At 59.5% G+C, this 17,283-nt stretch carries 12 protein-coding genes; 1 reads left to right on the plus strand and 11 read right to left on the minus strand.

The annotated features are described in order from the left end of the window. Positions 1-9: 9 nt before the first annotated feature. From astB to KW848_RS28260, 5 genes are all read right to left on the minus strand, one after another. Positions 10-1,356 (minus strand): N-succinylarginine dihydrolase, encoded by a 1,347-nt coding sequence (gene astB, locus KW848_RS28240; protein ID WP_033056736.1) that lies wholly within the window; start codon positions 1,354-1,356, stop codon positions 10-12. 163 nt (positions 1,357-1,519) lie between these two features. After that, positions 1,520-2,989, minus strand: coding sequence for a succinylglutamate-semialdehyde dehydrogenase (gene astD, locus KW848_RS28245; protein WP_218538812.1), 1,470 nt, complete (start codon positions 2,987-2,989; stop codon positions 1,520-1,522). Further along, entirely contained in the window at positions 2,986-4,011 is a 1,026-nt protein-coding gene (astA, locus tag KW848_RS28250; protein WP_008154313.1) for an arginine N-succinyltransferase, read from the minus strand. The genes astD and astA overlap by 4 nt, the downstream gene beginning before the upstream one ends. A gap of 87 nt (positions 4,012-4,098) precedes the next feature. After that, positions 4,099-5,118, minus strand: a complete 1,020-nt coding sequence (gene aruF / locus KW848_RS28255) for an arginine/ornithine succinyltransferase subunit alpha (protein ID WP_074879219.1) — start codon at positions 5,116-5,118, stop codon at positions 4,099-4,101. 224 nt (positions 5,119-5,342) lie between these two features. Then, a complete protein-coding gene (locus KW848_RS28260) occupies positions 5,343-6,563 on the minus strand; it encodes an aspartate aminotransferase family protein (RefSeq protein ID WP_111451534.1) in 1,221 nt (406 codons plus the stop codon). Between the two features lie 287 nt (positions 6,564-6,850). On the opposite strand from KW848_RS28260, the gene KW848_RS28265 reads away from it, so the two are divergent. Beyond that, positions 6,851-11,716, plus strand: a complete 4,866-nt coding sequence (locus KW848_RS28265; RefSeq protein WP_218538762.1) for a dermonecrotic toxin domain-containing protein — start codon at positions 6,851-6,853, stop codon at positions 11,714-11,716. A 30-nt stretch (positions 11,717-11,746) separates the two neighbouring features. Here KW848_RS28265 and argR read toward each other — a convergent pair whose 3' ends face one another. From argR to KW848_RS28295, 6 genes are all read right to left on the minus strand, one after another. Beyond that, positions 11,747-12,727 (minus strand): transcriptional regulator ArgR, encoded by a 981-nt coding sequence (gene argR, locus KW848_RS28270; protein WP_008154322.1) that lies wholly within the window; start codon positions 12,725-12,727, stop codon positions 11,747-11,749. A gap of 247 nt (positions 12,728-12,974) precedes the next feature. Next, positions 12,975-13,739: an ABC transporter ATP-binding protein gene (locus KW848_RS28275; protein WP_111451532.1), complete on the minus strand. Its 765-nt coding sequence runs from the start codon at positions 13,737-13,739 to the stop codon at positions 12,975-12,977. Between the two features lie 27 nt (positions 13,740-13,766). Then, entirely contained in the window at positions 13,767-14,879 is a 1,113-nt protein-coding gene (locus KW848_RS28280) for a M14 family metallopeptidase (RefSeq protein WP_218538763.1), read from the minus strand. Position 14,880: 1 nt separating this feature from the next. Then, complete coding sequence (locus tag KW848_RS28285) at positions 14,881-15,579, minus strand: ABC transporter permease (protein WP_218538764.1); 699 nt, start codon at positions 15,577-15,579, stop codon at positions 14,881-14,883. Then, a complete protein-coding gene (locus KW848_RS28290) occupies positions 15,576-16,265 on the minus strand; it encodes an ABC transporter permease (protein ID WP_111451529.1) in 690 nt (229 codons plus the stop codon). Before KW848_RS28290 ends, KW848_RS28285 begins: the two co-directional genes overlap by 4 nt. Positions 16,266-16,356: 91 nt before the next feature. After that, a complete protein-coding gene (locus KW848_RS28295) occupies positions 16,357-17,130 on the minus strand; it encodes an ABC transporter substrate-binding protein (RefSeq protein WP_218538765.1) in 774 nt (257 codons plus the stop codon). Between the last annotated feature and the right edge of the window lie 153 nt (positions 17,131-17,283).

Raw genomic sequence — 17,283 nt, forward strand, 5'->3', positions numbered from 1 at the left:
TCTCGACGTTCAATTGATCTGGAATGGATAAACCGCGCCCAGTTTAAGGATTTGCGTCAGTTCATCCAGTGCCGTCCGGCACTCAAGCAGCAATTGCGGGTCCGCAAGATCGTTTTCGGTCATGCGGTCGCGGTAGTGCTTGTCGACCCATTCGGTCAGGGTGCCGTACAACGGTGCCGTCATGATAACCCCTGGGTTGACGGCCGCCAGTTCGGTTTCGTTGAGCGCGACGCGCAGTCGCAGGCAAGCCGGGCCGCCGCCGTTCTGCATGCTCTGCTTCAAATCGAACACTTTCACTTCGCGGATCAGGCCGCCGGAGCTGGTCAAACCTTGCAGGTACTGCCAGACACGCTCGTTGCCACGGCATTCTTCCGGCACGATCAACAGCATCGAGCCGTCAGGACGCGACAGCAGTTGGCTATTGAACAGGTAGGAGCGAACGGCGTCTTCCACGGTGACCGCAGAACGCGGTACGCAGATCGACTGAAATTTCCCACCGACTTTGGCGAGTTTGCTCTGCAATTCGGCCAGCATCTGCTCGGTGTCGAGGAACGCGTCCTCGTGATAGAACAACACTTCGCCGTTACCCACCGCGATCACATCGTTGTGGAACACGCCCTGATCGATCACCGAAGGGTTCTGCTGGGCGTAGACCACGCCGTCATCGCTCAAGCCGTGCAGGCGGGCAACCGCCTGGGAGGCTTCGAGGGTCTGGCGGGCCGGGTATTTCTGCGGTGCCGGGTAACGGGTGTCGAACGCGCTGCGACCGAACACGAAGAACTCGACGCCTGCTTCGCCATATTCACGGCAGAAACGGGTGTGGTTGGCTGCGCCTTCGTCCCCGAACTGCGCCACGGCTGGCAATGCAGCGTGGTGAGCGAAGTGTTTCTGGTCAGCGAACATCGCCCCCAGCACGCGACTGGTGGTCGGGTGTTCGATGCTGCGGTGATATTTGCAGTTCAGGTTGGCCGCGGTGAAATGCACACGGCCATCCGCGGTGTCGGCACTCGGGCTGACGGTGGCGGCGTTGGCCACCCACATGCTCGACGCCGAGCAACTGGCGACCAGCAACGGCATCGCATCTTTAGCCGCCTGCTCGATCACCTGAGCGTCGGTGCCGCTGAAACCCAAACGACGCAGGGCGGCCACGTCCGGGCGCTCCTGTGGTGCCAGCACGCCCTGTTGAAAGCCCATTTCCATCAGCGATTTCATTTTCGCCAGGCCTTGCAGCGCGGCTTCCTTCGGGTTCGAAGACTGCTGGCTGTTGCTCTGGGACGCGACGTTGCCGTAGGACAAACCGCCGTAGTTATGGGTCGGCCCCACTAGACCGTCAAAATTGACTTCATAGGATTTCATCAGCGAGGCTCCACGAGAATCTGTTGTTATGGCTTCAGTAACTATTCAGTAAGACCGCGGCGCGGCCATCGCCAGCAGGCTGGCTCCCACAGGTTCGGTGGGTGTTCACACATTTTGTGTGCGACCCAATCACTGTGGGAGCCAGCCTGCTGGCGATGGGGCATCACGTCATTTTCACGCCGGGCGTAAGGGTCGCAGGCATCACCAGACTCGGCGTTTCCAGCGAAGCAACCGGGTACGCGCAGTAATCTGCCGCGTAGTAGGCGCTGGCGCGGTGGTTGCCCGAGGCGCCGACCCCGCCGAATGGCGCGCTGCTCGCAGCACCGGTCAGCTGTTTGTTCCAGTTGACGATGCCCGCACGGCTTTCCAGCCAGAACTGCTGATAACGTGCTTCGGAATCCGACAGCAGACCGGCCGCCAAGCCATAGTCGGTGTCGTTGGCTTCAGCGATCGCCGCCTCAAAATCAGCGTAGCGGATCACTTGCAGCAGCGGGCCGAACAGCTCTTCGTCAGGGCGATCAGCCACTGCCGTTACGTCCAGAATGCCAGGGGTCAGCAAGGCAGCTTGAGCTTGTGGCTGAGTCATTTCCAGCAGCGCGACTGCGCCATTTCCCAGCAGATGCTCCTGGGCATCCATCAGTGCTTTCGCAGCGCCGAGGGAAATCACCGAGCCCATGAACGGTGCCGGTTGCTGATCAAACGCGCCGACTTCAATCGTACGGCTGACCGCCACCAGACGCGCCAGCAGTGTGTCGCCCCAGGCGCCCTGCGGCACCAGCAAGCGGCGGGCGCAGGTGCAACGCTGACCGGCGGAAATGAACGCCGACTGAATGATGGTGTAAACAGCCGCATCGAGGTCTGCAACCTGATCAACGACCAGCGGGTTGTTTCCGCCCATTTCCAGCGCGAGGATCTTGTCCGGACGGCCGGCAAATTGTTGATGCAGGTGATTGCCAGTGCGGCTGGAGCCGGTGAAGAACAAGCCATCGATGCCCGGGTTCGCCGCCAGGGCGATACCAGTTTCGCGAGCGCCTTGCAGCAGGTTCAACACGCCTGCCGGCAGACCGGCTTCGATCCAGCACTTGACCGTCAGTTCGGCGACTTTCGGCGTCAGCTCGCTGGGTTTGAACAGCACGCTATTACCGGCCAGCAGCGCCGGCACGATGTGACCGTTCGGCAGGTGACCCGGGAAGTTGTAAGGCCCGAACACCGCAACCACACCATGTGGCTTGTGGCGCAGCACGGCGGTGGCGTCGCCCAGCGGGCCGCTCTTCTCGCCGGTACGTTCGCGGTAGCTCTGCACCGAGATCGCAATCTTGTTGACCATGCTGGTGACTTCGGTCGCCGCTTCCCACAAAGGCTTGCCGGTTTCCTCACCGATGGTGCGAGCCAGTTCGTCAGCATTGTTCTTCAGCGCGGCGGCAAAGGCCTCCAACACGGTGATGCGCTCTTCCAGGGTCCGTCGGGCCCAGCTCGGGAATGCCTGGCGCGCGGCTTGTACGGCCGATTCAACCTGAGCAGCCGTAGCGCCTTCGCCGGCCCACAGCACTTGTTGGGTTACCGGGTTCAGCGATTGAAAAGCTTCACCCTGGCCGGCCAGCCATTCACCTGCGATGTATAGCGAATTCATTATTTCGACTCCCTGGCAGCAGACAACGGAACGGCGCGCACTTGATCGCCGGCGTTGAGTTGAAGACGTTTGGCGGTCAGGGGATCGACCACCAGCGTACCGGCGGCGAAACGTGCAGGAGCAGCAGTGATCCGGCAGTCTTCGCGTTTGCGGTTATGAATCAGGAACGGTGTGGCGTCGTCACCCGGCGTGCCGATGGCCAGCACCAGCGCCTGGCTGTCGCGTACTGCGCGGATCTTGCCGGTTTCGCACTCCACCGCTGGACCGGCGTCGAAGATGTCGACGTAGCCCTGATAGCTGAAGCCTTCACTTTTGAGCATGGCCAACGCCGGCTCGGTGTCCGGATGAACCTGGCCGATCACGTTGCGCGCATCTTCCGACAGGAAGCAGGTGTACAGCGGGAATTTCGGCATCAGTTCGGCGATGAACGCCTTGTTGCCCACGCCAGTCAGGTAGTCAGCCTGGCTGAATTCCATCTTGAAGAAGTGACGCCCCAGGCTTTCCCAGAACGGCGAACGCCCCGCTTCGTCGGACATGCCGCGCATCTCGGCGATGATCTTGTTGCCGAACAACTGCGGGAACTCGGCGATGAACAGCATCCGCGCCTTGGCCAGCATGCGACCGTTGAGGCCCGTGCGGTAGTCGGCGTGCAGGAACAGCGAGCACAGCTCGGAGTTACCGGTCAGGTCGTTGGCCAGGAACAGCGTCGGAATTTCGCGGTAGATGTTCAACTCTTGCGAAGCGCTGACCGTCAGGCCAACCCGGAAGTTGTACCAAGGCTCACGCAGGCCGACGGCGCCAGCGATGGCGGAAATTCCCACCACGCGGCCGTCATCATCTTCGAGCACGAACAGGTAGTCCGCGTCGCCCCGCCCGGCTTCGCCGCGGAAGGTCTTCTCGGCCCAGCCGACCCGATGGGCCAGACGCTCTTCATTAGCCGGCAAGGTGGTCAGGCCGGTGCCGGTGCTGCGGGCCAGGTCGATCAGAGCGGGTAAATCGCTGCTGCGTACGGGACGAACGATCATGCTATCTCCTCAAACGGGCCGCTTGCGCCACCCGTGAAACTCGCTGCTTTACTAAGCATTCACTCTTTATAGGCATAGCAGCAGGCGTTAAACCGCCACCAGGCGCACGCTGGCACCTTCACCGACGCCCAAGGCTTCGGCCGCTTCAAGATCCAGGGTCACGGGTTTGCCCGGCGCGTAATCGAGCTCAAGCAAAACGGCGCGGTAATCCTGCAACTGGGCGTTGGCCACCAGGTACTGACGACCGACGCCTTTGACCGGCTCGCCGATTTTCACCGGGACGACCCGGCTCTGGGCGATCGAACGGATCCCCGAGACACGGGCGTGCAGGGTCGGCCCGCCATCGAAAATGTCGATGTAGTGATCGGTCTCGAAGCCTTCGCGCATCAGGATGTCGAAGGTGATCTGCGCCCGAGGGTGCACCTGCCCCATCGCCTCTTGAGCGGAGTCCGGCAGCAGCGGCACATAGATCGGATAATGCGGCATCAACTCGGCCAGGAACGTCCGGCTCTTCAGACCGCACAGACGCTCTGCTTCGGCGTAGTTGAGGTCGAAGAAGTTGCGACCGATGGCATCCCAGAACGGCGAATCGCCATTTTCATCGCTATAACCGACAATCTCGGTCACCACGGAATCGGCGAAGCGCTCAGGATGGCTGGCGACGAACAGCAAGCGACCACGAGAGTTGAGTTCCGACCAGGCCGAACCCACCAGCTCCGGCAACACGTAGAAACTGGTCAGCAAACTGTTGCCGGTCAGGTCGTGGCACTGGGAGAGCACGTGGATCTTGTTATGAATCTTCAGCTCGCGGGAGGCGTGCACAAAGGTTTCATTACGGAAGCTGTAGAACGGCTCGGAATAACCGGCCGACGCAACGATCGCCGAGCAGCCCACCAGTTTGCCGGTGGCGGTGTCTTCGAGGACGAAGAAATAGCTCTCTTCACCGTTGAAGCTGACTTCGGCGGCGAACGAGGCTTCGCTTGCCGCGATCTTGTCGCTCAGGCGTTCAACGTCATCCGGCAAGGAAGTGACACCAATCGGGCTGTCCGCAGCCAGACGCTGTACCTCGCCCAGATCAGCCATTTGCGCGGGGCGCATCACCAGCATGGTGTCACTCCTTTCTCGAAAAACTCTATGAGGAAAATAACCGGGAAGTCATTGCAGACACAGAGATCAGTGTGGGAGCGGGCTTGCTCGCGAAAGCGGTGCATCAGTCAACATCGTTGCTGTCTGACCCACCGCTTTCGCGAGCAAGCCCGCTCCCACATTTGATCCAGCCCGGTACAAAAATTTGGTTCGACGCCTGAAAATGTCAGGCGTCGAAGGGTCTATCAGGCTTGCGTCAGTTTCGCCGCAGCGCGCTCGAAACGGTCCAGCCCCTCATCGATATCAGCGTCTTCAACCACCAGGCTTGGCGCGAAACGAACCACGTCCGGGCCGGCTTGCAGAATCATCAGGCCTTCTTTTTCAGCGGCGTTGAAGATGTCCTTGGCCTTGCCTTTCCAGGCGTCGTTCAGCACGCAACCGATCAACAAGCCCATACCCCGGACCTGGGTGAACAGGCCGTACTTCTCGCCGATTTGTTCCAGGCGGGCCTTGAACTTGTCGTGCTTGGCGTTGACGCCGGCCAGCACTTCAGGGGTGTTAACCACGTCGATCACGGCTTCAGCGACAGCGCACGCCAGCGGGTTACCGCCGTAGGTGGTGCCGTGAGTGCCGACGACCAGGTGTTTCGCCAGGTCTTCGGTGGTCAGCATTGCGGCGATCGGGAAACCGCCGCCCAGGCTCTTGGCGGTGGTCAGGATGTCCGGAATCACGCCGTATTGCTGGTAGGCGAACAGCTTGCCCGTGCGGCCCATACCGGTCTGCACTTCATCGAACACCAGCAGCGCTTGGTGCGCGTCGCACAGATCACGGGCACCTTGCAGGTACTTGAGTTCGGCCGGAATGACGCCGCTCTCGCCCTGGATTGGTTCCAGAACCACAGCGCACGTCTTGTCGGAAATAGCCGCTTTCAGCGCGGCCAGATCGTTGTACGGTACGTGGGTGATACCGGTGATTTTCGGACCGAAGCCATCGGAATACTTCGACTGACCACCGACGTTCACGGTGAACAGGGTACGACCGTGGAAGCTGTTAAGCGCGGCGATGATTTCGTACTTCTCGCTGCCGAAACGATCGAAACCGACGCGACGGGCCAGCTTGAAGGCGGCCTCGTTGGCTTCGGCGCCGGAGTTGCAGAAAAACGCGCGCTCGGCAAACGTGGCGTTGATCAGCTTATGGGCCAGGCGCAAGGCCGGCTCATTGGTGAACACGTTGGACACGTGCCACAGCTTGTTCGCCTGCTCGGTCAAGGCACCGACCAGCGCCGGGTGCGCATGGCCCAATACGTTAACGGCAATCCCGCCGGCGAAGTCGATCAGCTCGCGGCCTGACTGGTCCCAAACGTGGGAACCGGCGCCACGCACAGGGATGAAAGCGGCAGGCGCGTAGTTGGGAACCATTACCTGGTCGAAATCGGCGCGTTGTACCGCAGCGTGCTCAACGGACATCGGAGTCTCCTGATGAGGAACACTCGCCTGAAACTGGCGAGCGATGGGGGGATTGTAAGGACAGTTTTCAGCCCGGCCTTGCCGCCAAGCGACAACTTCTTATAGCGCAAACCCCGGTTTCAGCCGGGTTTACGGCAATGCGACATATAGCGTCGCAAAGGCGCAGTTTAAACTGCCGGCACAGGTTATAGGCAGGGTTGTCGAGCGGTGCGGTAAATATGTACCGCACGGAACCGATCATCGTCTGTTTTGCTGGCGGCTCATTCAAAACGCTAAGGGAATAGCGCATGAGCCGATACGAGAATGATCGTCCTTCCACTACAGGAGGCAGCGAATCCGCTACGCAACCGGACGATCACTACCATCACCTGTTCAACAATCTGCCAGCCTGGGTATTAGAGGCATCGTCCAGTACACACAGCGCCCTCAAGAACGCCACGCCTATGACGCAGGACTGGCATGGCACCGCAACACCGCTGCAGCACCAGTCGCTGAAAAAGCTCAGTCAGGAACACTGGACCCATCGAAATCGTCTGGACTCAATGCTGTCGAACCTGCAAAGCGCACAAGCCTTCGCCGAACCGCTGCTGAGCGACGCCCTGAAAACCCGGTTTGACCTGGATCTGGACGTCAAAACCACCTTCCTGCGCCTGTACATCCCTCAAACCGTGCCGATTTTCGGAATCAAGACTGGCGCGGCGCGCACCTGGACCGTGTCGATGCTCGATGCCGCCCTGCATAACTTCCAGGAATCGGAAACAGCGGCAGGGGCTTACGAGCCAGCCTCGACGTTCATCACCCAACCTTCACCCACAGGGCAGTTCGATACGCTGCCGGCGGTCAAGCAAAAGCTCACGATCCCGACCTTTACCCGGTTATGCCGGGAACTGGACATCGGTGCCCGGTACACCGCTTACCTCAAAGACAATCTGGGCCTGTCCAACCCGGTAGCTGGCGCGGTGTTGAAATCGAAGGTGATCGGTTCGCACAAAACAGCACTCAAATCTGCACTGCAGATGGCGCAAATCCGAAAGGACATTCCAGCGGATGCCCATCTCTCGATCCAGCGCATTCTGGAGGGGCGTTCGGGTGCTCGACTGGGTGGGCAACCGCTGTATGGTCACGACCTGACAATGATGTCCTCCTCGCTGACCGGCATCGTCATTTTCGCGGCGAGCCTGGAGCGCGCACGCACGGCAACACGGATCATCGCCTACATTCCCGATGATCCAGAGTATCCTCTCAAGGAATACCCGAACACGTTGGCGTTCATGGCAGAGCTAACCCGCAAATTGCGCTCGCCCGCCTATCAAACGTTCTTCAGTCGTTTCGTCGACCACAAGGAAAGAGGACATTTTTTCGCCGACCTCGACCGTCGCCTCCAGAGCGTGACCTGGCAACAACACCGATACGGCGACCCACTGCCGAGCTGGCGCGAAACGCCCATCGACAAGCCTGATTTGCGGTTTTCGGCGATCCCGTTCAGAGCGGACCTGTGGAACCATCTCTATCAGCGACAGCTGAACAAGATCCTCAACGATGCAAGCACACTCGCCGTCTCCACCGCCTCTGTCGACAGCAACGCGCGATGGGCATTGTGGGACGCTTTCAGCAAAGTGGCCTCGACAATCCTTGAAATCGCGACGTTCGTTGCCTTGCCTTTCGTCCCGTTTCTCGGCGAATTGATGCTCGCCTACATGGCCTACCAGTTACTCGACGAAACCTTCGAAGGCATCGTGGACCTGGCTGAAGGGCTGAAAAAAGAAGCGCTCGGACATCTGGTGACGTTCGTCGAAACGGTGGTTCAGGTGGGGACATTTGCAGTGGGCGGCGCCATCGCTGCCCGGACCCTCAGCCCTCTGCTCTCTCGTGAAGCTATTGCACTTGTCGACCCACTCAAACCCGTCACAACGCCCCAAGGAAAAACTCGCTACTGGAAGCCGGATCTCAAGCCTTACGAACAAGCACTCATTTTGCCGGAAGGAGTAAAACCCGATCATCTCGGCCTCTATCAAAACGAGGGCAAGACGCTGCTGCCACTGGAGGGAAAACTGTATGCCGTGAAGCCCGACCGCGTGTCAGGCACGTTTCAGGTTGAGCATCCAAACCGAACCGATGCCTATCAACCGCCTCTGCTGCATAACAACCACGGCGCCTGGCATACAGAACTGGAGCAACCCCTGAACTGGGACCGGGAAAAGGTCATGCGCCGCCTCGGCCATAGCGTCGAGTCATTCACCAACGCCGAGCGCGAACAGATCTTGCGGGTCAGCGGTTACCACGACGACGTCATGCGCGAAATGCATGTCGAACATTACCGTCCGCCTTCGCTGCTGACAGACACGATCAAGCGCTTCAGGATCAACCGGGACATCGAAACCTTTATCGAACAGATCGGCAGCGACCAACCCGAGCGCTATCGCAAGGCCGATGTAACCCTGCAACATCAACTGCTGAGCAGCTACGACTCGTGGCCCGTCGACGCGCCAATGCCTGCACCGCAAAACCAAACGCAAGCCTTCAGAAAACAAACGGCCGAACTCGCCCGAAAGCACCACCAATCGCTGTTCGAGACCCGCTACCGCGCACAGGAAAAAACCGATGATCGGCACGTTCAGCGATTGCTCGACGATGTGAGGGGTTTGCCGACCGATGTCGCGCAAGAGTTGGTGAGCAATGCAACCGGGACCGAGTTACGCCTACTGCACAACGGTCGCACGCCCCCGCGGCTGAAGGAGGCAGCTCTGAAAGCCATGGAGGCCGTACGCGCAACCCGAGCTTGCGAAGGCCTTTATTCCGACGTTCTGGACAACACCGACACCCACCGACTGGCCTTGCAAAGCCTGAATTCGCTGCCCGGTTTTTCCGCCGAACTGCGGATTGAAGTGAGGGACTACACCTATAACGGACTTATGCGCGACAGCATTGGCCTGGCCGATGCACCGATCCTGAAAACGCTGGTGCGCGCCGAAGACGGTACCTATCAGGTTTATCAAGACAGCGAATCGGTGCCCGGTGATTTTTATCAGGGACTTTTTCAGGCGTTGTCGCAAGCGCAGCGCAATGCGTTGAGCCCATCGATCACAAATGCCCAGGCACTCAAACTACACATCGCCGAACACGCATTAAACCAACCGGCACTTCGCAAGCTGTTCGCAAAAAATCCCAATCGAAAACCGTTCTATGATCCGACGACCATGCGCTTGCCTGGCGGCTCAGATGGATACCGGCGCACCCCCTCCCCGACACCATCGCTCAACGAGCGTGTTCGCGAGGTTTACCCCAGCCTTTCCGAGGAGGAACTCCGGTCTGTCGTTCACCAGTTACAAACGCATCCCGATGGCGCTCGCGTAGAGCTCTCACGCCTGGCCCGCGAGCTCTCGCGACTGCATCAGGAACTGAACATCTGGATAAATGACTCGCCCACTGTCCACCCGCAAACCCGAGCCCCGCTGAGCGAACTGGAACGACAGGCCGCTCAACACAATCGCAGGCTGCTGGCCCAGGAAATCCAGCGCAGCTGGCGTCGACAATCAGAACGGGACCTCGATGGCTCGAATGACACGCCGCGCTATGCGCTCAGATTCGCCGAGCCGATTCTTGGTGATCTACCCACGCTGACGGCCGATTTCTCCCACGTGTCGTCGCTAACCCTTGAAGGCAGTCGTGCTGTGCAGGGTGTCCCCGAGTTTCTTCAACGCTTCACCAACTTGCGCCGCCTCGATTTAAAACGCTTTTCCCTGACCACTCTCCCCGAGGCCATTCCTCGGATGGCCAACCTTGATGCACTGGTGTTAAGCGACTGCGCAATCAGGTTCGATGCAGCTAACTGGGCGAAACTGTCTTCATTGAACAAACTGGTCAAGCTGGATCTGTACCAGAACCCGTTCACGATGGTGCCCAGTGTCGAATCCATGCCCGAGCTTGTTTACCTGGACCTGAGCCGTACCGGCCTGACCGGCATTCCCGACAGCGTAGTTCGCCACTCCAAACTTGATACCGCCAAGCTGCTACACAACCGGATCAGTGAACTGCCTGCGCAATTGTTCGAAAGCCCGGCGTACACCAAACGCGCAATACACCTGACGCACAATCCGCTTTCGGATAACGCCCGACAACTGATCAAGCATCACTACTTCAGCAGCTCATATGATTTGGGCGTCTATGCCCCAGAGGCGGACATCAACCGAGTCAGGGCCCTGTACCCGAACCTGGAGGTCGAACAGGCGAGCGAGTTTGTCTATGAATTGGCCGGCACTCTGGCTGACGGCCGGATCGAGCTGACACACCTTGAAGCGGAGTTGGCTCAACTGAGCAACGACCTGGCGGTATGGACTTCCGACCTTCCGACCCAGCACCCGTTGACGGGTGAACCGTTCACCGCTCAACAACAGCTGGTCGAACACATGAACCGCGACCAGTTCAAACAGACGCTGGAGCAGTGCTGGCGGCATGAAAGCGAACTGGATGATTTCAATGAGGCGTTGGAGCCCACCTATGAACTCTTTTTCGAGTCCGACATCAACGGCGAGCTGCCGACCCTGAACGCCGACTTCAGTCATGTGACATCGCTGGAGTTGCGCAGCGTCGACGGAGTGACCCGCATCGGGCATTTTCTGGAGTCGTTTACCCACCTCAAAAGCCTGCGACTGCGCGACTGTAATCTGGGCAACATTCCCGATGCTGTGTTCAAGATGGGTCGACTGCGGTCGCTGTCACTTCCGCAGTGCCGCGTCAGACTTTCAGCGGAATCGGCAAGTGCGCTGGCGGGTATGGAACAGCTCGATTATCTCGATCTGGCCCACAACCCTCTGGGGCAAACGCCAGACCTGAGCCAGATGACGGAGCTCGTTACCGTACTGCTGAATGACACCGGCATCACCGAAATCCCGTCTGGCCTGCTGCAAATGACAGAGTTGGACTGGGCCGACCTCAGTGGCAACGCCATTACTGAAGTCCCCAGCGACGTAATGGAACTGCCGACGGAAGTCGCTGAAAACATCAGTTTTCGAGGTAATCGGTTTTCCGAGGAGAGCCTGCTGCGGCTGATCGGTTACTTCGAACGGACGGGCATAGACTTTGGTGTGGAAGAAGTGATCAATCGAGGAGAGATGGACGTCTCGACGTCTGAAGGCTCCGAAACAGAGGAGTAAACCAGCCTCGGCAGGTGACGTGCTGCCCGGTCACCCACGCTCCGAGGGCACCGACGACAATTCGAACGGGCTGCTGCTGCGCCGCTGGTTGCGATCTTCCCGCGGCGTGGCGCCGAAGAAGTTGCGGTAGGCGCTGGAGAAATGCGGCCCCGAGGAGAAGCCACACGACAGACCGATCTGGATGATCGACTTGCTGGTTTGCATCAACATCTGCCGGGCCTTGTTCAGGCGCAGTTCCAGGTAGTACTGGCTCGGCACGCGGTTGAGGTATTGCTTGAAGATCCGCTCCAGCTGCCGACGGGACACGCACACATGCTGGGCGATTTCGTCAGTGGTCAACGGCTCTTCGATGTTGGCTTCCATCAGCAACACCGCTTGGGTGAGCTTCGGATGGCTGGAGCCGAGACGATTCTGCAGCGGGATGCGCTGGCGCTCGCCACCCTCGCGGATGCGCTCGACCACCAGTTCTTCCGAGACTGCACCGGCCAGTTCGGCGCCGTGGTCGCGTGCCAGCACGGCCAGCAGCAAGTCGAGTACCGACATGCCGCCGCACGCGGTCAGGCGATCGCGATCCCAGTCAAACAGATGACTGGTGGCGATGACTTTCGGGAAGCGTTCGGTGAAATCGTCCTGCCAGCGCCAATGCACGGCAGCGCGATAACCGTCGAGCAAACCCAGTTGCGCCAATGGGTAAACACCGGCCGACAAACCACCGATCACGCAGCCAGCACGCACCAGTTGTTTCAGCGCACTGCTGAGCGCCGGCGCGAGCGTGGTCGGCGGCTCATCGGCGAGCAGGAACAGTTTCTGGAAGTTTTCGAGCTTGCCGGCCCACGGTTCACCCGGCAATTGCCAGGCACCTTCGGTCGGCGGTTCGGCCTGCAAAAACGACAGTTCGTAGACAACGTCCGGATGCACACGCTGGGCAACACGCAAGGCCTCCTCAGCCAGCGCAAGCGTCAGTGCTTTAGTGCTGGGCCAAATCAGGAAACCAATTCGATGGGCAGTCATGGCGGGCAATCCGAAACAAAGAACAGAATGAAGGCATGGGCCAAGGCTAGCCCGTAAATGAACGCAAATCTCGAAACCGGCAGAAATCAAAAATGTGGGAGCGGGCTTGCTCGCGAAAGCGGCGTATCAGTCAACATCGTGGCTGTCTGAACCACCGTTTCGCGAGCAAGCCCGCTCCCACAAGGGATCAGGGCCAGCCTCTAGATTGCGAAGCATGCACTATCCCGGTGCGCAACGGGAGTTCGGTTTACTTCAGGCTACCCGAGAGGAATTGTTGCAAACGCTCGGACTGTGGATTGACCAGCACCTCACGCGGGTTGCCGCTTTCTTCGACGACACCTTTGTGCAGGAACACCAGCTGGTTCGACACTTCACGGGCGAAGCCCATTTCGTGCGTCACCACCACCATGGTCCGGCCTTCCAGCGCCAGGGCCTGCATGACTTTCAGCACGTCGCCCACCAGCTCCGGGTCGAGCGCCGACGTCGGTTCGTCGAACAGCATTACCTCAGGTTCCATCGCCAACGCACGGGCAATCGCCACACGCTGCTGCTCGCCGCCGGACATGTGGCCCGGGTAAGCGTCTTTACGATGGGCCACACCGACCTTGTTCAGGTAATGCTCAGCCTTCTCGCGGGCTTCGGCCTTGGACATGCCGAGCACGTGGACCGGCGCTTCCATGATGTTTTCCATCGCGGTCATGTGCGACCACAGATTGAAATGCTGGAACACCATCGACAGGCGCGAACGCATGCGTTGCAGCTGTTTCGGGTCGGCGGCTTTCAGCGCGCCTTCCTTGTTGGCGACCAGTTTCAGCTCTTCGTTGTTGAGCAGAATCTTGCCCGCGTGCGGTTGCTCGAGCAGGTTGATGCAGCGCAGGAAAGTACTTTTGCCGGAGCCACTGGAGCCGATGATGCTGATCACATCGCCAGCCGCCGCTTTCAGGGACACGCCCTTGAGCACTTCGTGACTGCCATAGCGTTTATGCAGGTCTTGGACTTCAAGTTTGTACATGCGGTCGGTTCTCACAAAAACAGTCAGTCAGTCGTTGAGCAAGCGCCCGTGACGCAGCGCTTCGCGCCCCGCCACCTTGGCCAGCCAGAAACCGGGTTGGGCATAACGCAGCCGTTCAATGGCAAACAGCACCCCGGACGTACCAGCACACACCGTGCTGACCCGATCCGATAACGGATCGATCACTTCGAAAATCTCATCGCCGGCTTCAATCCATTCACCGGGTTTACGCAAGAAACTGATCACGCCAGGGTGTGGCGCAAACAGTAATTCGGTGCCTTCGAACGGCATGCCTTCGCAAGCGTCTTGCGCAGGTTTTGGCCATTCGCCGCTGATCAAGCCTTGCTCGGCAAGGAACGCCAAAATGCCTTCGGCGTAAGCGCTGGCTTCAGCGCGCCCGGTATCGGCCTGACCACCCAGTTCAATGGTAGTCGCCAGGCAGGCCAGGGGAATCTGCGCATCCGGAAACAGACGCGACAGACGCAACCACGGCAGCGAACAGGCTTCGTCAAACGAACTGCCACCGGAATCTTCCGCCAGCAGCCCCACCTTTACGTTCAGGTGCGCGGCCAACGAACGCCATTGCGGCCAGTGTTGCGGCAAGGCGTACATGTGCAGCGCCGCTTCGGCATCGCAATGCAGATCCAGTACCACGTCAGCGGTGCAGGCATGGCTGAGCAAAATGCGCTGCATGCCTTGCAACTGACTGGCGGCGGGCGGCAATGCGGCGAGCACATCGCTCATGGTCTGACGGATCAGCTGAATATTGGCGTGCGGATCATCACCCAGGTGCCCGTCCAGCTCGGCGGCCACTGGCGCGCTCAGCTCGACGAAATCCCGGTTGAAGTTCTTGCCGCTGCCCGCCTCGAAACGCCCTTGATGATTGCCCTGAAGCAGTTGGCCGAGGCCCAGTGGATTGGCCACCGGCACCAGTTCGATCACACCGTTGAGCAAGCCTTGGGCTTCAAGTTCGGTCAGGCGCTTTTTCAGCTCCCAAGCCGTACGCATGCCCGGCAATTCATCGGCGTGCAGGCTGGCCTGGATGTAGGCCTTGCGCTCGCCAGAGCCGAAGCGGAACACCGAAATCTGGCGTTCGCTGCCCAAGTGGCTCCACGGCAATGAATGATCGATGCGTTCCATATCAGTGCTTCCGCGGGGCCAGATAGCCCAGCCAGCGGCGCTCGGCCAGTTTGAACATCCGCACCAGAATGAACGTCAGGCACAGGTAGAACACGCCGGCGGTGATGTAGGCTTCGAACGGCAGGTAGAACTGAGCGTTGACCGTGCGCGCGGCACCGGTGATGTCGATCAGGGTCACGATGGACGCCAGACTGGTGGTCTGCAGCATCATGATCACTTCGTTGCTGTACTGCGGGAGTGCCCGGCGCAGGGCCGATGGCAGCAGGATGCGCTTGTACAGTTTGAAGCGCGACATGCCCATGGCCTTGGCCGCTTCGATCTCGCCGTTCGGCGTAGCACGCAGGCTGCCGGCGATGATTTCAGCGGTGTAGGCGCTGGTGTTGATCGCGAAGGCCAGGCACGCACAGAACGTCGCGCTGGACAGCCACGGCCAGAGGAAGCTTTCACGAACCGCTTCGAACTGCGCCAGACCGTAGTAGATCAAGAACAGCTGCACCAGCATCGGCGTGCCGCGGATCACGTAGGTGTAGAGCCAGGCCGTCATGTTGACGGCTGCGTTCTTGGAGACGCGCATCAAGCCCAGCGGCAATGCGCACAGCAGGCCGAAAAACAGCGACAGCGCGAGCAATTTGAGGGTGGTCACCAGGCCGCCGAAGTACAGCGGCAGGGCCTCCCAAATGACGTTGTAGTCGAAGATCATAGATCAGCCGCCCTTACGCCTACCGAGTAGCGCTTCTCAAGGTGACGCAATGCGAGCAACGAAACGCTGGTGATCACCAGGTACATTGCCGCCACTGCGAGGAAGAAGGTGAAAGGCTCGCGGGTGGCATCTGCCGCCTGCTTGGCCTTGAACATCATGTCTTGCAGCCCCACCACCGAAATCAGCGCGGTGGCCTTGGTCAGGACCAGCCAGTTGTTGGTGAAACCCGGAATCGCCAGGCGAATCATCTGTGGCACCAACACCCGGAAGAACACCTGAAAACTGCTCATGCCGTACGCCATGCCGGCTTCTGCCTGACCCTTCGGGATCGCCATGAAGGCACCACGGAAGGTTTCCGACAGGTACGCACCGAAGATGAAGCCCAGGGTGCCGATACCGGCGGCCAACGGGTTCAGGTCGATGTACTCGTCAAAACCAAGCATCGGCGCGACGCGGTTGAGCAGGTCCTGACCGCCGTAGAAAATCAGCAGGATCAGCACCAGGTCGGGAATCCCGCGGATCACCGTGGAATACAGGTCGCCCAGCCAGGCCAGCCAGCGAATCGGGGACAGACGCAGCGCAACGCCGATCAGACCCAGAACAATGGCCAAGACCATGGACGACAAGGCGAGCTGAAGCGTCAGCCATGCGCCATCGAGGATGACAGCCCCGTAGCCTTTCAACATGATTCAGGTCCTCGAAAAGGGGGATGAAAAAATGGCGCAAACCTCAGAGATCCTGTTGCTTGCGCCATTTCGGACTTGTCGCCGGGGCGTATTACTTGCCGTAGATATCGAAGGCGAAGTATTTGTCCTGGATTTGCTTGTACTTGCCGCTCTCACGAATGGCGGTGATCGCGGTGTTGATCTTGTCTTTCAGCGCGTCACCCTTGCGAACGGCGATACCTACGCCGTCGCCGAAGTATTTGACGTCGGTGAACGCCGGGCCAACGAAGGCGAAACCTTTGCCAGCGTCGGTTTTCAGGAAACCGTCATCCAGCAGCGTCGCGTCTGCCACGGTGCCGTCGAGGCGGCCAGCAGCCACGTCGAGGTAGATTTCGTTTTGCGAACCGTAAGGCTTGATTTCGGCACCCAGTGGAGCCAGCACTTCACGGGCGAAACGCTCGTGGATCGAACCACGTTGCACGCCGATGTTCTTGCCCTTGAGCTCAGCCAGGCTGTCGCTGACTGGCGTGCCGGCCTTCATGACCAGGCGAGCCGGGGTGTTGTAGTACTTATTGGTGAAGTCCACGGACTTCTTGCGGTCTTCAGTGATCGACATGGACGACAGGATCGCGTCGATCTTGCGCACTTTGAGTGCCGGGATCAGACCGTCGAACTCTTGCTCGACCCAAACGCACTTGACCTTCATCTCTTCGCACAGCGCATTGCCGATGTCGTAGTCGAAACCAACGATGCCGCCGTCCGGCGCTTTGGAAGCGAACGGAGGGTAAGCCGCTTCGATACCAATTTTCAGAGGCTTTTCATCGGCGAAAGTCGGCAGGGACAGCACGGACAGTGCCAGGGCGCCAAGCAGCACGAGTTTCTTCATCTTGGGACTCCATCGGTAAAGGGCTAAAACGGCAGAGTGAGCGATAGCCCAATATGCGAATGAGTGGAACCGCAAAGCGGTGCTGCGTCGTACGAATCGCGCGCTTTTTTCAACGCGAGCAACAACGAGCGAGTGATCGGCATTCTAACGACA

Origin of the sequence: Pseudomonas sp. PDM25 (assembly GCF_019219045.1) — a bacterium.
Lineage (GTDB): Bacteria > Pseudomonadota > Gammaproteobacteria > Pseudomonadales > Pseudomonadaceae > Aquipseudomonas.

What these genes read in the sequence shown, in the direction of transcription:
- KW848_RS28280 (WP_218538763.1), bottom strand. Translation starts at nt 14,879, where the DNA reads ATGGAACGCATCGATCATTCATTGCCGTGGAGCCACTTGGGCAGCGAA.
- KW848_RS28295 (WP_218538765.1), bottom strand. Translation starts at nt 17,130, where the DNA reads ATGAAGAAACTCGTGCTGCTTGGCGCCCTGGCACTGTCCGTGCTGTCC.
- KW848_RS28265 (WP_218538762.1), top strand. Translation starts at nt 6,851, where the DNA reads ATGAGCCGATACGAGAATGATCGTCCTTCCACTACAGGAGGCAGCGAA.
- KW848_RS28260 (WP_111451534.1), bottom strand. Translation starts at nt 6,563, where the DNA reads ATGTCCGTTGAGCACGCTGCGGTACAACGCGCCGATTTCGACCAGGTA.
- argR (WP_008154322.1), bottom strand. Translation starts at nt 12,727, where the DNA reads ATGACTGCCCATCGAATTGGTTTCCTGATTTGGCCCAGCACTAAAGCA.
- astB (WP_033056736.1), bottom strand. Translation starts at nt 1,356, where the DNA reads ATGAAATCCTATGAAGTCAATTTTGACGGTCTAGTGGGGCCGACCCAT.
- astA (WP_008154313.1), bottom strand. Translation starts at nt 4,011, where the DNA reads ATGATCGTTCGTCCCGTACGCAGCAGCGATTTACCCGCTCTGATCGAC.
- KW848_RS28285 (WP_218538764.1), bottom strand. Translation starts at nt 15,579, where the DNA reads ATGATCTTCGACTACAACGTCATTTGGGAGGCCCTGCCGCTGTACTTC.
- KW848_RS28290 (WP_111451529.1), bottom strand. Translation starts at nt 16,265, where the DNA reads ATGTTGAAAGGCTACGGGGCTGTCATCCTCGATGGCGCATGGCTGACG.
- aruF (WP_074879219.1), bottom strand. Translation starts at nt 5,118, where the DNA reads ATGCTGGTGATGCGCCCCGCGCAAATGGCTGATCTGGGCGAGGTACAG.
- KW848_RS28275 (WP_111451532.1), bottom strand. Translation starts at nt 13,739, where the DNA reads ATGTACAAACTTGAAGTCCAAGACCTGCATAAACGCTATGGCAGTCAC.